Source organism: Serratia marcescens (assembly GCF_029846115.1).
GTDB lineage: Bacteria > Pseudomonadota > Gammaproteobacteria > Enterobacterales > Enterobacteriaceae > Serratia > Serratia marcescens_L.
This window is the reverse complement of sequence record NZ_JARVZZ010000001.1, coordinates 1,558,678-1,573,294: the sequence shown is the minus strand read 5'-3', so window position 1 is coordinate 1,573,294 and position 14,617 is coordinate 1,558,678. Positions and strand designations below refer to the sequence as shown.

Annotated in this window: 15 protein-coding genes; 3 read left to right on the top strand and 12 right to left on the bottom strand. The window is 62.6% G+C overall.

All coding sequences use genetic code 11. The features are described from left to right. The first annotated feature begins 193 nt into the window (after positions 1-193). Both QDT79_RS07250 and ampH read left to right on the top strand, forming a co-directional pair. Positions 194-952, top strand: a complete 759-nt coding sequence (locus tag QDT79_RS07250) for a FadR/GntR family transcriptional regulator (RefSeq protein WP_025305190.1) — start codon at positions 194-196, stop codon at positions 950-952. A gap of 126 nt (positions 953-1,078) precedes the next feature. Continuing rightward, positions 1,079-2,221, top strand: coding sequence for a D-alanyl-D-alanine-carboxypeptidase/endopeptidase AmpH (ampH, locus tag QDT79_RS07245; protein WP_063991490.1), 1,143 nt, complete (start codon positions 1,079-1,081; stop codon positions 2,219-2,221). Between the two features lie 33 nt (positions 2,222-2,254). Here ampH and hpaC read toward each other — a convergent pair whose 3' ends face one another. The 11 genes from hpaC to QDT79_RS07190 form a co-directional block, all read right to left on the bottom strand. Next, positions 2,255-2,770 carry a 4-hydroxyphenylacetate 3-monooxygenase, reductase component gene (hpaC, locus tag QDT79_RS07240; protein WP_004933156.1) on the bottom strand — a complete coding sequence of 172 codons (516 nt, stop codon included), beginning with the start codon at positions 2,768-2,770 and terminating at the stop codon, positions 2,255-2,257. 16 nt (positions 2,771-2,786) lie between these two features. Next, positions 2,787-4,349, bottom strand: coding sequence for a 4-hydroxyphenylacetate 3-monooxygenase, oxygenase component (gene hpaB / locus QDT79_RS07235; protein WP_033636988.1), 1,563 nt, complete (start codon positions 4,347-4,349; stop codon positions 2,787-2,789). Between the two features lie 178 nt (positions 4,350-4,527). After that, positions 4,528-5,424, bottom strand: a complete 897-nt coding sequence (gene hpaA / locus QDT79_RS07230; RefSeq protein WP_038878427.1) for a 4-hydroxyphenylacetate catabolism regulatory protein HpaA — start codon at positions 5,422-5,424, stop codon at positions 4,528-4,530. Positions 5,425-5,458: 34 nt separating this feature from the next. Next, a complete protein-coding gene (gene hpaX / locus QDT79_RS07225) occupies positions 5,459-6,829 on the bottom strand; it encodes a 4-hydroxyphenylacetate permease (protein ID WP_063991491.1) in 1,371 nt (456 codons plus the stop codon). A 3-nt stretch (positions 6,830-6,832) separates the two neighbouring features. Beyond that, positions 6,833-7,627 carry a 4-hydroxy-2-oxoheptanedioate aldolase gene (gene hpaI / locus QDT79_RS07220; protein WP_063991492.1) on the bottom strand — a complete coding sequence of 265 codons (795 nt, stop codon included), beginning with the start codon at positions 7,625-7,627 and terminating at the stop codon, positions 6,833-6,835. A 76-nt stretch (positions 7,628-7,703) separates the two neighbouring features. Continuing rightward, positions 7,704-8,507, bottom strand: a complete 804-nt coding sequence (gene hpaH, locus QDT79_RS07215; protein ID WP_004933170.1) for a 2-oxo-hept-4-ene-1,7-dioate hydratase — start codon at positions 8,505-8,507, stop codon at positions 7,704-7,706. Positions 8,508-8,521: 14 nt separating this feature from the next. Continuing rightward, positions 8,522-8,908: a 5-carboxymethyl-2-hydroxymuconate Delta-isomerase gene (locus tag QDT79_RS07210; RefSeq protein ID WP_004933172.1), complete on the bottom strand. Its 387-nt coding sequence runs from the start codon at positions 8,906-8,908 to the stop codon at positions 8,522-8,524. Positions 8,909-8,964: 56 nt separating this feature from the next. Next, entirely contained in the window at positions 8,965-10,038 is a 1,074-nt protein-coding gene (hpaD, locus tag QDT79_RS07205) for a 3,4-dihydroxyphenylacetate 2,3-dioxygenase (RefSeq protein WP_089180517.1), read from the bottom strand. A 37-nt stretch (positions 10,039-10,075) separates the two neighbouring features. Beyond that, the gene (gene hpaE / locus QDT79_RS07200; RefSeq protein WP_063991493.1) at positions 10,076-11,530 is read right to left on the bottom strand and encodes a 5-carboxymethyl-2-hydroxymuconate semialdehyde dehydrogenase; all 1,455 of its coding nucleotides are present in this window, start codon (positions 11,528-11,530) and stop codon (positions 10,076-10,078) included. Continuing rightward, positions 11,527-12,291 (bottom strand): fumarylacetoacetate hydrolase family protein, encoded by a 765-nt coding sequence (locus tag QDT79_RS07195; RefSeq protein WP_063991494.1) that lies wholly within the window; start codon positions 12,289-12,291, stop codon positions 11,527-11,529. Before QDT79_RS07195 ends, hpaE begins: the two co-directional genes overlap by 4 nt. After that, positions 12,288-12,920, bottom strand: a complete 633-nt coding sequence (locus tag QDT79_RS07190) for a fumarylacetoacetate hydrolase family protein (protein ID WP_308316352.1) — start codon at positions 12,918-12,920, stop codon at positions 12,288-12,290. Before QDT79_RS07190 ends, QDT79_RS07195 begins: the two co-directional genes overlap by 4 nt. 327 nt (positions 12,921-13,247) lie before the next feature. Between QDT79_RS07190 and hpaR the strand changes: the two genes are divergently transcribed. Beyond that, the gene (gene hpaR, locus QDT79_RS07185) at positions 13,248-13,700 is read left to right on the top strand and encodes a homoprotocatechuate degradation operon regulator HpaR (protein ID WP_015376534.1); all 453 of its coding nucleotides are present in this window, start codon (positions 13,248-13,250) and stop codon (positions 13,698-13,700) included. Positions 13,701-13,822: 122 nt separating this feature from the next. On the opposite strand, the gene QDT79_RS07180 is transcribed toward hpaR, so the two are convergent. Continuing rightward, positions 13,823-14,614, bottom strand: a complete 792-nt coding sequence (locus QDT79_RS07180) for an SDR family oxidoreductase (RefSeq protein WP_308316351.1) — start codon at positions 14,612-14,614, stop codon at positions 13,823-13,825. Between the last annotated feature and the right edge of the window lie 3 nt (positions 14,615-14,617).

Sequence of the window (14,617 nt, the reverse complement as noted above, 5' to 3'; positions counted from 1 at the left end):
GGCGGTTAAAGGTCAGGCCTCTAACATGACAAAAGACGCTTTACGCGTTATCGTTGGGGGAAGAAGTTAATAAAACAGCCTTGAAACCGCATTTCAATTAACCATTTTTTTACACTTGAATAACGATTACTCAAGCGCCTTATCGCATAATTGTGCGCCAAATCACTGAACGCCGAATCGTCAAAGGTCAAAAATGCCGATTACCCGACTGGAAAACCCAAGGATTTACAGACAGATAGCTGACCAGCTCAAACGTCTTATCGAGAATAACGAATTTCCGCCGGGCAGCCGCCTGCCCTCGGAGCGGGATCTCGCCCAGCAGTTGCAGGTCAGTCGCGCGTCGGTGCGCGAGGCGCTTATCGCGCTGGAAGTGATCGGCCTGGTGGACGTCAAGGTCGGCAACGGGGTGATCGTGCGCTCGCCAACGCCGCTGGCGCCGTCGCAGGAGCCGGTGATGGCCCAGGCCGGCCGTAACCAGTGGGCGGAGATCGACGACGAACTGAACATCGAGCTGGATTTCAACGCCGAGCTGCCGCCGTTTTCTCTGCTGCAAACCCGTCTGCTGATCGAACCGGAGACCGCCGCGCTGGCCGCGCGCCACGCCACCGACGAAGAGCTGGCGGGCATCCGCGCCGCCTATGAGCAGAACTGCCGCGATAACCGCGCCGGTTCCGCCACCCACCCCGGCGATCGGCTGTTCCACATCCGCATCGCCCAGGCCAGCGGCAACCCGGCCTATGCATTCATCATCGGCCACCTGCTCGGCCACCGTTACGGCAGCATGTTCCGCGTGCTGCAGCGCCACTATACGCCGGATGACATGCCGCATCGTTCCGAGCTGGAACACCGGGCGATCCTGGCGGCGATCGAAGCGCGCGACGTGCGCGGCGCCCGCAAGGCGATGAAGGCGCACCTCGATGAAGTGATCGCCATTTTCGCCCGCGCGCAGTAGGCCGCCGGCGGTGAAAAAATTTTATCGCCACCGCTCTTTTTTCTACATGCAGCCGGGGCCTGAGCGCATTACACTGGGCGACGAATAAGCCCTTTCCCCGCTGCATTGTTAAATGGATAACGACCGTTGAAGAACTCTGTCTCCGCTTTATTGCTGGCGCTGGGCCTGTGCGCCGCGCCGCTGGCCGTGCAGGCCGCGCCCCCGCAGCTGGCTTCGCAAATCGTCGACCAGTATGCCGAACATATTTTCTACAACAGCGGCGCCACCGGCATGGCGCTGGTGGTGATCGACGGCAATCAGGTGGTTAACCGCAGCTTTGGCGATACCAAACCCGGTAACAACCTGCGCCCGCGTCCGGATTCGCTGATTCGCATCGCCTCGATCACCAAGCTGATGACCAGCGAAGTGATGGTGAAAATGGCGGCGGCAGGCCAGGTCAAACTGACCGACCCGCTGCGCAAGTACGCCCCCAAAGGCGCCTATGTGCCGGCTTACAACGCCGGCCAACCGATCACCCTGCTGAACCTGGCGACGCACACCAGCGCGCTGCCGCGCGAGCAGCCGGGCAAAAAGCCGCCGAAGACGCCGGTGTTCACCTGGCCGACCAAGGCCCAGCGCTGGCAATGGCTGGCGCATGCCAACGTTACGGTGCCGCCGGGCGTACGCGCCGCCTACTCCAACCTGGCGTATGACCTGCTGGCCGACGCGCTGTCGCGCGCCGCGGGCAAGCCCTACAACGCGCTGCTGAAAGAGAAAATCACCGCGCCGCTCGGCATGGTCGACACCACGCTGACGCCGAGCCCTGAACAATGTTCGCGTCTGATGGTGGCGGCCGCCGGTCCGAGCGCCTGCCGCGACACCACCGCCGCGGCCGGCAGCGGCGGCGTCTACTCCACCCCGCGAGACATGCAGCGCTGGATGCAGCAGTTCCTCTCCTCCAGCGCCAGCGGCCCACGCAAAGCCACCGCCGCCAGTGAGCAAACCATGTACTTCCAGCGTCACGATCTGGTGTCGCTGAAGGGCATGGACGTGCCGGGGCAAGCGGATGCGTTGGGGTTGGGCTGGGTGTATATGGCGCCGAAGGACGGGCTGCCGGGCATCATTCAGAAGACCGGCGGCGGCGGCGGGTTCATTACCTACATGGCAATGATCCCGGCGAAAAACGTCGGGGTGTTCGTGGTGGTGACCCGCTCTGAGCTGAGCAAGTTCACCAACATGAGCGATCCGGTCAACCGCCTGGTGAGCGACCTGGCGACCAACAAGAGTTGAAACGTGGGGCGCAACAGGCTGCGCCCCAACGCCTCAGGCCGGCACCGCCATCTGGTGGATCACCGAATGGAAATTGCGCTTGAAGTAGATCAGCCCGTTGCCGGCTTCACTCAGCGCGATCTGCTTGATCTGCACCAGGTACATCTGGTGGGTGCCAATGCTCTGGATCTGCTCGATCTCCCCTTCCAGGCTGGCCAGGGTATTGCGCAGCACCGGCTGCCCCAGCGCGCCGAGCTGCCACTCTTCCAGCCGGAAACGATCTTCCATGCTGACGCCGGTCATGCCGGCGAAGTGGCGCGCCATCAGCTCCTGCTCGTGGTTGAGCACGTTGACGCACAGCCTGCGGTTTTCCTGAAACACCGGGTTCATCGCGCTATTGCGGTTGATGCACACCAGCAGCGTCGGCGGCGTATCGGTTACCGAGCACACCGCCGTGGCGGTGATGCCGCAGCGCCCCGCCGGGCCGTCGGTGGTGACGATATTCACCGCCGCCGACAGGCTGGCCATGGCGTCGCGAAAGCGCAGGCGCTGTTCATTTTCCTGAGACATACAACCTCCTCCTGAATTACTTCAGCAGATTATCCAACTGATTAATATCGTCATTGTTCCGCAAGTGCGGCACCTTCCATCCGTGCTGATCGTAATCGGCCAGGCACTTGTCGACCATCTGCATCATGCGATCCATGTTGCCGGATCCCTGCGCGTGGCGCAGGCACTGCAGGCGGATCTCATCCTGACTGCCGGCGTAGTTGATCTCATACAGCTCGTGACGGCCGCCGAATTCGCTGCCGATCGCATCCCACATCAGCTTGAGGATCTTGATGCGTTCGACGTGATCCATACCGTCCGATCCGCGCACGTAGCGCGCCAGGTACTTGTCGATTTCTGGGTTGTTCATGTCGCGCACGCTGGACGGCAGGTAGATCAGGCCGCTGGTGACGTTCTTCTCGATGATGTGTTTCACCTTGGTGTAGGCCATCGGCGCCATCACGCGGTAGGTTTGCAGCGCGGCGGAATCCGGCAGGTAGGCGCCATTTTCCCATTTTGTGGCTTCGGCGCACATCGCGTCGCTCAGCGACCAGAACAGGTTGCGCCAGGCCACCACTTCGCCCAGATCCGCCTGCACGCCGCGGAACTCCAGCACGCCGGTGCAAGAGAGGCTCTTTTGCAGCAGCGCGGTGATAAAGTCCATCTTCACCGCCAGGCGCACGCAGGCCTGCAGCGGGAACAGCCGGGCGAAACCGCCCTGGGTGCTCCAGCGGCGGCAGCGGTCGAAATCGCGGTAGATCAGCACGTTTTCCCACGGGATCAGCACATGATCCATAATCAGGATCGCGTCGTTCTCGTCGAAGCGGCTGGAGAGCGGGTAGTCGAACGGCGATCCGGTGGCGCCGGCCACCAGCTCGTAGGAGGCGCGCGAAATCAGCTTCACCCCTTCGGCGTCCATCGGTGCCACGAACATCAGCGCGAAGTCCGGGTTATCGCCCATCACCTGCGCCGAACCGAAGCCGATGAAGTTGTAGTGGGTCAACGCCGAGTTGGTGGCCACCACTTTGGCGCCGCTGACCACGATGCCGGCGTCGGTCTCTTTCTCCACCTGAATGTAAACGTCCTTCACCTCGTTGACCGGCTTGTGGCGGTCGATCGGCGGGTTGACGATGGCGTGGTTGAAGTAGAGCCCGGTTTCCTGAATGCGTTTGTACCAGTGGCGCGCGTTGTCGGCGAACTGGCCGTAGAACTCCGGATAAGCGCCCAGCGCGCAGCCGAAGGCCGCCTTGTAGTCCGGCGTGCGTCCCATCCAGCCGTAGCTTTGGCGCGACCAGTCGGCGATGGCGTCGCGCTGCTGGCGCATCTCTTCCGGGCTGCGGGCATAGCGGAAGAACTTGTGGGTGTAGCCGCCGTTGCCGGTGTCGGTATTCCAACACAGGCGATCCTGGCTGGCCGGATCGTGCAGCGCGTCATACAGCTGGCCGACAGACGCCGCTGCGTTGCGGAATGCCGGGTGGGTGGTGACGTCTTTCACGCGCTCGCCGTAAATATAGATTTCGCGGCTGTCCTGCAAACTTTTCAGGTATTCGGCGCCGGTGAACGGGCGTTTGCTGTCGGCACGAAAGTCTTCTGGTTTCATCGGGTCTTCCTCGTCATCGGCATTTTTCAGGCCGTGGAGTCGGCCATTTGTTAAAATAATGTTTTCTTTTGGTTGCTTAATTGAAGCTGCCAAAGCCGGTTTCGAGAAGAGACTTTTGCGGCAATCGCCGGTACTTTTCAGGTCAGTTTGCCGCTTTCGCGGCAAACTGTGATCGCGGTTACGAAAGGGCGTGTTGCGCCGCGCGGTAGGTCGAGGGGGAACAGCCTTCCAGCCGATTGAAAAAACGGGCGAAATAGGCCGGATCCTTGAAGCCGAGGCTGTAGGCAGTTTCATGCACCGTACAGGCGCTGAACAGCAGCATGCGTTTGGCCTCGCGCAGCAGCCGATCGAAGATCAGCCGCTTGGGCGGCCGGTTGGCGAAGCGCCGGCACAGGTCGTTGAGCCGCGATTCGGTCACTCCCAGCGCCTGCGCATACTCCGGCACCGGCAGGTGTTCGCGAAAACGCTCGTCCACCATCTTGTTGAACCGCTGAAACAGCTGCAGTTCGCCGCGCACGCCGCTGTTGGCGCTGTCTTCCAGCGCGGTATTGCGCAGCAGCAGCGTGAACACCGCCTGCGCCAGCAGCGCCAGCGTCTGTTCGCGCCCGGCCAGGTTCTGGCCGAACTCGCGGCGGATCAGCGCCCAGTAGTGGCTGAGCGCCGTCAGCTCCTGCGGCGCGTCAGCCAGCGACAGGCAGATGCCCGGCATGTCCAGCGCCAGATTGCTGCCGGGATACAGGCGCTCCAGCAGCGGCCAAATAAGCTCCTGGCGCACCGTCAGCACATGGCCGTCGCTGTCCGGTTCGGTGAAGAACGCATGCGGCACCGACGGCGGCGTGAGGATGAACAGCGGCGCCTGCACCGAATAGTGCTGATCGTCGAGCTGCAGCTCTATCTTGCCGGTCTCCAGGAAATGCACCTGGAAGAAGCAGTCGTGCCAATGCACCTGCATGTCGCGGCCGAAGAATGCCGCCAGCCCGGCGAAGGTTTCGTAGTGCACCTCGTCGGCAGCGTAGCGCGCGTCATACTCTTTGCAAATATCGATGTTGGCGATAAAGCCGGTACTTTTCCGCACCTCATGACCTCCTGCAATCATGCCCACTTGCGCATCAAGGCGTCGCTCTCGGGCGCGAATCCTTCATCGGAATGCGCCATACCAACACGGCGCCGACGATCAACAGCGCCGAGACGAAATACAGCCCGGAGTTGAAGCTGCCGGTCAGATCCTTGAACCAGCCGATCAACAGCGGGCTGAGCGCCGATCCGATGTTGCCGGTAGCGTTGATCACCGCGATCCCCACCGCCCGCGCTTCCAGACTGATCGACTGATCCGGCGTGGTCCAGAAGATCGCCATGGCGGTAAAGGAGCCGACCGAGGCCATCACGATCCCGAGTAACTGGATCAGGCTGTGATCGGTGGCGGACGCCAGCAGCCAGCCGGCGGCGGCGAACAGGTACGGCAGCGCGGTGTGATGCTTGCGCTCCTGCAGCCTGTCGGATCGTTTACTCCACCACACCATGCCGGCGATGGTGCAGATCTGCGGGATCGCCGCCAGAATGCCGATCGTCACGTTGCTGCTGCCCTGGTTGAAGCTTTGCAGGATCTGCGGCGTCCAGATGTTGATCGCGCTCAGGGTGTTGGTCAGGCAGAAATAGGCCAGCGTATACATCAGCACGATCGGCGTGCAGATCTCACGCCACAGGCTGCGTTGCTGCAGCGCGCGGTGGCTGCTCGGCCCATTGGGTTGCACCAGTTGCAGCTTGTCGGCCTCCATCATCGCCTGCAGGCTGGTTTTTTCCTCGTCGGTCAGCCACTTGGCCTTGGCCGGCGTATCGTCGAGGTAGAACCACACCACCACGCCCAGCAGCACCGACGGAATGCCTTCCACCAGGAACAGCCACTGCCAGCCCTTCAGGTTCATCACCCCGTCCAGCGCCAGGATATAGCCGGAGACCAGCGAGCCGATCGCCATGGTCACCGGCATGGCGATCATGAACAATGCATTGGCGCGAGCGCGGTAGAACGCCGGGAACCAGTAGGTGAGGTACACCAGAATGCCCGGCAGGAAACCGGCCTCGGTGATGCCGACGATCATGCGCAGCACGTACAGGCTGGTCGGCCCGGTGGCGAACATGGTGCAGGTGGAGGCGATGCCCCACAGCACCATGATGGTGGCGATCCAGCGCCGCGCGCCGACCCGGCTCAGCATCATGTTGCTCGGAATGCCGAAGATCACGTAGGTGACATAGAACAACGTCGCCGCCAGCCCGAACATGGTCGAGCTGAGGCCGAGATCTTTGCCCATCGTCAGCCCGGCGAAGCCGATGTTGATGCGATCGAGGAAAGAGAAAACAAACAACACGAACAGGAAAATGATCAGGCGCCGAAACAACTTTTTAATCACCGATTGCTCGGCGGCGGTTAACGCTTTATGTTGCTGCGCCGGGTTGGCCGGCGGCAGCGAATCGACGTGGTTCATGGTTCAGTAGACTCCCGATGAAGGCGCTTGCGCCCCGCCCTGTTTGAACTCGTCCGCCAGGGCTTCCGCCGCCCGCGCCAGCAGGGTGGTATCCACCCCCACCGCAACGAACAGCGCGCCGGCCGCCAGATAGCGCTGCGCCAGCGCCTTGTTGGCCATCAAAATGCCCGGCGCCTTGCCGGCGGCGCGGATGCGCGCGATGGCGTCGTCGATGGTGCGCTGCACCTCCGGGTGCTGCGGATTGCCGGCAAAGCCCATGTCGGCGCTGAGATCCGCCGGGCCGATAAACACGCCGTCCACCCCTTCCACCTGCAAAATAGCGTCGAGGTTTTTCACCGCTTCGCGGGTTTCAATCTGCACCAGCACGCACATCTGCTCGTCGGCCTGCTGCAGGTAATCGGGCACCCGGTTCCAGCGCGAAGCGCGCGCCAGAGCGCTGCCGACGCCGCGCACGCCGTGTGGCGGATAGCGCGTGGCGCGCACCGCGTCGCGCGCCTGTTCGGCGTTTTGAATCATCGGGATAAGCAAGGTTTGCGCGCCGACGTCCAGCAGTTGCTTGATGATCACCGCATCGTTCCACGGCGGCCGCACCACCGGCTGGCTCGGGTAAGGCGCGACTGCCTGCAACTGCCCCAGCACCGTTTGCACGTTGTTGGGCGCATGTTCGCCGTCGATCAGCAGCCAGTCGAAACCGGCGCCGGCCAGCAGCTCGGCGCTGTAGCTGCTGCACAGCCCGAGCCACAGCCCGATCTGCGGGCGTTTTTCCTGCAGCGCACGCTTGAAGTGGTTGGTTAACATCGCATTCTCCCTGACAAGCGGGCGCAGCGCGTGGCCCCGCCCGGTTTATTGCGGCCCGGTTCGCCGAGCCTGCTTTTTAGACGAAGCGGCAGCTGATGCAGCCCATCGGGCCGTAGTCGACGTGGAAGGTATCACCGCGCCGCGCCGGCACCGGCCGGGTGAAGGAGCCGCCGAGGATCACCTGCCCCGCTTCCAGCTCCACCTCATACGGCGCCAGCTTGTTGGCCAGCCAGGCCACGCCGTTGGCCGGATGGTTGAGCACCGCCGCCGCCACGCCGGATTCTTCAATCACGCCGTTGCGGTACAGCAGCGCGGAGATCCAGCGCAGATCCAGCGCATCCGGCTTGATCGGCCGCCCGCCCATCACCACCCCGGCGTTGGCGGCGTTGTCGGAGATGGTGTCGAACACCTTGCGCGGCCGCTGAGTCTCGGGATCGACGTTGTGGCTGCGCGCGTCGATGATCTCCAGCGCGGGAATGACGTAGTCGGTGGCGTTGTAGACGTCGAACAGCGTGCAGTTCGGCCCGCGCAGCGGCTTGGCCAGCACGAACGCCAGCTCCACCTCCACCCGCGGCACGATAAAGCGATCGATCGGAATGTCGCTGCCGTCATTGAAGAACATGTCGTCCAGCAGCGCGCCGTAGTCCGGCTCGGTGATCTGCGAGCTCACCTGCATGGCGCGCGAGGTCAGGCCGATCTTGTGGCCTTTAAGCGTGCGACCCTCGGCGATCTTCAGCTCCACCCACTGCCGCTGAATGGCATAAGCGTCTTCGATGGTGATCTCGGGATGATCGAGCGACAGCGCGCGGATCTGCTCACGACTCTTTTCCGCCTGATGCAGGCGCTGCACGGCGCGGTTAACCTGCTCTTTATCCAGCATTTACGACCCCTTATTCACGCCTTGTTGAACAGCGCGTGGACATTGTTCTGTTTGTAATTCAGCACCGGATCCAGCTCTTCCATGGTGAAAGAGAGCGCCAGGTAACGCTGCGCCATCAGCGCGGCGAAGTGTTCCTTGATCAGCGCAAACAGCATCTCGCCCACCTGCTGTCGGCTTTCCAGACTGCGGCCGTGGCCGATCTTCAGCGTCATGTGCACGAAGGCGTAGTCCTGCTTGCCGTCGGCCATCTGCCAGGTGTCGAGCCAGATGGCGCGGCTGCGCACGCCGGCCAGCGGAAAGATGCCGGTCGCCGCCAGCGCCTCATTGACCTTGGCGAACAGGGTGGGCAAATCCGCCTCGCGGCGGATGTTGTCGGTACATTCAGCGTAAAAATGGGGCATAGCGTTCTCCAGACGGCGCATAGGCGCGGGCGCAGGCGCGGCCCGCGCAGCGGCATTTACAGCGTATTGCCAAGCTTGAAACCTTTTTCCGTATCGCCCTCACGGGTATAGGAAAAACCGTCTGCGCCGATGGTGACGGCCATTTCGCTGGGCGCACTGCGCTCGATGACCGGCTGTGGCTGCCCATCGAGATCCAGCACCAGCGAACCTTCGGTATACCAGCTCGGCACCACCGGATTGCCCCACCAGTCGCGGCGCTGGTTGTCATGCACATCCCAGGTCACGGTCGGGTTGTCCGGATCGCCGGTGTAGTAATCCTGCGTGTAGATTTCCACGCGGTGGCCATCGGGATCGCGCAGGTAGAGGTAGAACGCGTTGGAGACGCCGTGACGGCCGGGGCCGCGTTCGATCAAATCGGATTTGCGCAGCGCGCCGAGCTTGTCGCAGATGGCCAAAATATTGTGCTTTTCATGGGTGGCGAAGGCGATGTGGTGCATGCGCGGCCCGGCGCCACCGGTCATCGCGGTATCGTGCACCGTCGCCTTGCGGCGCATCCAGGCGGCGTAAACCACGCCGTCTTCATCGCGGATGTCTTCCGTTACGCGAAAGCCCAGCCCCTGGATGTATTCCACGGCGCGCGGCACATCAGGGGTGATTTGGTTAAAATGGTCGAGGCGCACCAGCGCGCCCGGCGTATACAGATCGTAGCGCCAGGCCAGACGCTCGACGTGCTGCACGTCGTAGAAAAACTCATACGGGAAACCGAGCGGATCCTCTACCCGCACCGCATCGCCGATGCCTTTGGCGAACCCGTTCACCCGACGCTCGGTACGGCAGCCAAGCGCCTTGAAATACGCTTCGGCGCGATCGACGTCTTCCGGCGTGCGCACTCGGAAAGCAAACGCCGCAACGGCGGCGACCGGGCCTTCGCGCAGCACCAGGTTATGGTGAATGAACTCCTCCATCGAACGCAGGTAGAGGGTTTTATCCTCTTCGGCGGTCACGACCAGGCCGAGGATATCGACGTAAAATTCACGTGCGGCTTTAAGGTTCGTGACCTGAATTTCCATGTAGGCACAGCGCACGACGTCGGGAGCAGGGACAGCATCAGTGGTAAGTTTTGTCGTCATTGTTCTCATCTCTTTCGTTATTATTGTGGCCTGAGGCTCAAACGCCCCATTTCGGGATCGGGTGGTCGCCCATGGAAATGCACACGTTCTTCATTTCGGCGAACACTTCGAAGCTGTATTCGCCGCCTTCGCGGCCGGTGCCGGAGGCTTTCACGCCGCCGAACGGTTGGCGCAGATCGCGTACGTTTTGGGTGTTGACGAAAACCATGCCCGCTTCAATGCCGCGGGCCAGGCGCAGAACCTTGCTCACATCCTGCGTCCAGATGTACGACGCCAGGCCGTACTCCACGTCGTTGGCCATGCGCAGGCCGTCTTCTTCTGACTTGAACGGCAACAGGCAGGCCACCGGCCCGAAGATCTCCTCCTGCGCCACGCGCATCCGGTTGTCGACATCCGCCAGCACCGTCGGGCGCAGGAAGTTGCCGTGGCTCAAGCCGGCCGGTTTGTCCGGGCCGCCGGCCAGCAGGGTCGCCCCTTCTTCCACCCCGAGGCGGATATAGCCGGAGACTTTTTCCCAGTGCTGCGGGCTGATCAGCGCCCCCACCTGGGTGTTGGGATCTTGCGGATCGCCCACGCGCAGGCGGTTGGCGCGCTCGGCAAAGCGTTTGACGAATTCCGGGTAGATGCTCTCCTGAATGAAGATGCGCGAACCGGCGGTGCAGCGTTCGCCGTTGATCGAGAAGATGGTGAACAGCGCGGCGTCGAGCGCCCGCTCGATGTCGGCGTCTTCAAAGATCAGCACCGGCGACTTGCCGCCCAGCTCCATGGAGAATTTCTTCAGCCCGGCGCTTTCGATGATGCGACGGCCGGTGGCGGTGCCGCCGGTGAAGGAGACCGCGCGCACGTCTTTATGGCGCACCAGCGCGTCGCCGGCGGTGGCGCCGTAGCCCTGCACCACGTTCAGCACCCCGGCCGGAATGCCGGCCTCCAGCGCCAGCTCGCCCAGACGATCGGCGGTCAACGGCGACAGTTCGGACATCTTCAGCACCGCGGTATTGCCCAGCGCCAGGCAAGGCGCGGTTTTCCAGGTGGCGGTCATGAACGGTACGTTCCACGGCGACACCAGCGCGCACACCCCCACCGGCTGCACCAGCGTGTAGTTGAGCATCTTGTCGTCCACCGGGTAGGTCTTGCCGTTCATCTGCTGGCACACCTCGGCGAAGAACTCGAAGTTGTGCGAAGCGCGCGGGATCAGCACGTTTTTGGTCTGGTGGATCGGCAGGCCGGTGTCGGCGGTTTCCAGTTCGGCGATCTGCGGCACGTTCTGGTCGATCAGCTCGCCCAGGCGGCGCATCAAGCGCGCGCGCTCTTTCATCGGCGTGTTGGCCCACTTGGGGAACGCCTCTTTCGCCGCCGCCACCGCCTGGTCGATCTCTAGCTGACCGCCGGAGGCCACCTCCGCCAGCACCTCACCGTTCGCCGGGTTGGAGGTGGTGAAGTACTCTTTGCTGGCGACGTTCTTGCCGTTGATCCAGTGGTTGATGGTTTTCATCGCAGGCTCTCCTCGTAATCTTTTTCACTGATAATGTGGTTAACCAGACGGCCGACGCCCTCGATCTCCACCACCACTTCGTCGCCCGGCTGCACGTCGGCCAGCCCTTTCGGCGTGCCAGTGGCGATCATGTCGCCCGGCTGCAGCGTCATGAATTCGCTCAGGTAGGCGACCAGGAACGGAATGTCGAAAATCATGTCGGCGGTGCTGCCGCGCTGGCGCAGCTCGCCGTTGACGTAGGTGCTGAGCGCCAGCCGGTGCGGATCGGCGACGTCGTCGCGATCGACGATGTAAGGCCCGATCGGCGTCAGGGTGTCGCGGCTCTTCACCCGCAGATTCGGCCGGTAGTAATTCTCCAGGTAATCGCGGATGGCGTAGTCGTTGCACAGGGTGTAGCCCGCCACATACTCCATGGCGTGCTCGCGGCTAACGTTGCGCGCGGTCTTGCCGATCACCGCCACCAGCTCGGCTTCGTAATGCATGTACTCCACGCCGGCCGGGCGCACCGACACCTGGCGGTGACCGGTCAGGGTATTCGGCGCCTTGAGGAACACCAGCGGCTCTTCCGGCGCCTTGAATGCCAGCTCGCTGGCGTGGTCGGCATAGTTCAGCCCCAGGGCGAACACCGTACCCTGCGCCGGCGGTAACCATTCCACTTCGCGCTCCTGCAGCACCTCGCCGTTCGGCAGCGTGACGCGCAGTTGCTCGTCCACCTGCACGTTGAAGACCTGGCCATGATGGCGAATACGGGCATGTTTCATGATGCGGCTCCTGCCTGAGTGACGCGGTTGGTCAGCGTGGGCAGGCCGGCGGCGCGCACCGTCACCTCATCCCCCGGTTTGATCTCCACCCGCTGATGAGGGGTGCCGATCAGCACCGCATCGCCCGGCTGCAGGGTGATGAAATCGCTGATGGCGGCGATCAGCTCCGGCACCGAGCGCACCAGATCGGCGGTGGACCAGCGGTCCTGCTCCACGCCGTTGATCTCGGTGACGATCTCCAGCCGATCGGCAGTCTCCAGTTGGCCGATCTCTCCCAGCGGGCAGAACCCGTCGCGGCATTTGGCCTTGATCGCCGGGCGGTAGAAGCTGCTCTCCGGCAGGCTGACGTCGTTGGCCAGCGCGTAACCGGCCAGATAATGGCTCACCTGCGCCGCCGGCACCTTGCGCGCGGTATCACCGATGATCACCGCCAGCGTGCCGCCGCTGTGCACGGTTTCACCGGCCGGAAACGGGATCGCCCCGCCGTTGGCGAGGTGGGTGTTGCGCGGTTTGATAAACCACACCGGGGTTTTGGGTGGGGTCTGATACGGCGGCTGGTGAAACGCCTGATCCCAGGCGTCCAGTTGGCTACGGTGATTCAGCGCAACGGAAAAAACGGTGCCTTTCATGCGAACTCCTCCAATGGCAAAACATGACAACCGGCATTCATTAACATATTAATGATTACTTTTATACGCTGTGCAGCTTTTACGCAACGCGCTTGGAGTGATTTGTGATCGTGATAACAAAATATTCACAAATAACGAACATTAGCGTGATTATTCAATGCATTAATCATTTTTTGCGCCATTTTTCGCTGCGCCACGCATTTTTGCTTTATCCCTACGGGTAACTTTGGCTACTATTAAGTTATTAACAAAATCGGGCTTTGTGGGGCAGGCGCCCCCATAACGAGCGCCGTAACAACGAACACCTTGATAGCTAAGGCCAAACTTATGCATGAATCGTTAACCATCGCCCTGCTGCAGGCGCGTGAAACCGCCATGGGGTTCTTCCGCCCGATCCTGAAAAGCCACAATTTGACCGAACAGCAGTGGCGCATCATCCGCGTGCTGGCCAACAGCCGCTCGATCGAATTCCACGAGCTGGCGGCGGAAACCTGCATCCTGCGCCCCAGCCTGACCGGCATTCTGTCGCGCATGGAGCGTGATAAGCTGATCTTCCGCCTTAAGCCGGTTAACGATCAGCGCAAGCTGTACGTGTCGCTGACCCAGCAGGGCCAGGATCTGTATGAAGTGGCGCGCCATCAGGTGGAACAGGGCTACGCCGAGATTGAAGCCGCTTTCTCGCGGCAGAAAATGGACCAACTGATGACGCTGCTGGACGAGCTGATCACCCTGGGCGACAGCCTGCCCGCCAACGTCACCGCGCATCCCGCCAAGAAGTGATTTAACCAACCGGAATTCTCAAATTAATTGGCGTTGCAGCGAGGCGGCCAAGGCGTAAATCCCCAGGAGCTTACTCAAGTCAGTGACTGGGGTGCGCGCCTGCAGCCAACAACGCTGCAGCGTCAAGTAAGCAGAGAATTCGTTTCCGGCAGCAGCGCGCCGCCGTCCACCACCAGCGTCTGTCCGGTGATGTAGGCCGCCGCCGGCGAGGCGAGAAACACCATCGCCGCGGCAATGTCTTCCGGTTCCCCCAGCCGCCCGAGCGGCACCGAGGCGGCGATCGCCTGATTCACCTGCGCGTCGCCCAGGTTGGCCATCGCCGGCGTGCGGATCATCCCCGGTTCCACGCCGTTGACGCGAATGTTCTCCGCCGCCAGTTCCAGCGCCGCCGCGCGAATAAACCCGTTCACCCCGGCCTTGGAGGCGGCGTAGTGCGCCAGCCCCGGGTAGGCTACCCGCGGGCCGGTCACCGACGAGGTCACCAGAAGGCAGCCGCCGCCCCGGCGGCGCATCCACGGCAGTGCCGCCTGCGCCAAAAAGAACGGCGCCATCAGATTGACGCTCAGCGTGCGTTGCAGCAAGGCCGCGTCAATGGCGGCGAACGGCGTCAGCGGAAAGTAAGCGGCGTTGTGGATCACCACGTCCAGCCGTTGATGCCGCTCACCCACCATCGCCACCAACTCGGCGATCTGCCCCGGTTCGGCCAGATCGCAAGCCAGCGCCTGCACGCTCAGCCCTTCGTCCCGCAGCGCCTGCGCCGCCACCTGCGCCTGCGGCAGCTGCACGTCCGCGATCGTTACCTCGGCGCCCAGCCGGGCAAAAGCGCTGACGATCGCCAGCCCAATGCCCTGAGCGCCACCGGTCACCAGCACCGCCTGCCCCGCGAAGGCGTCAGCCGCATAGGTTGCGCTCATCGC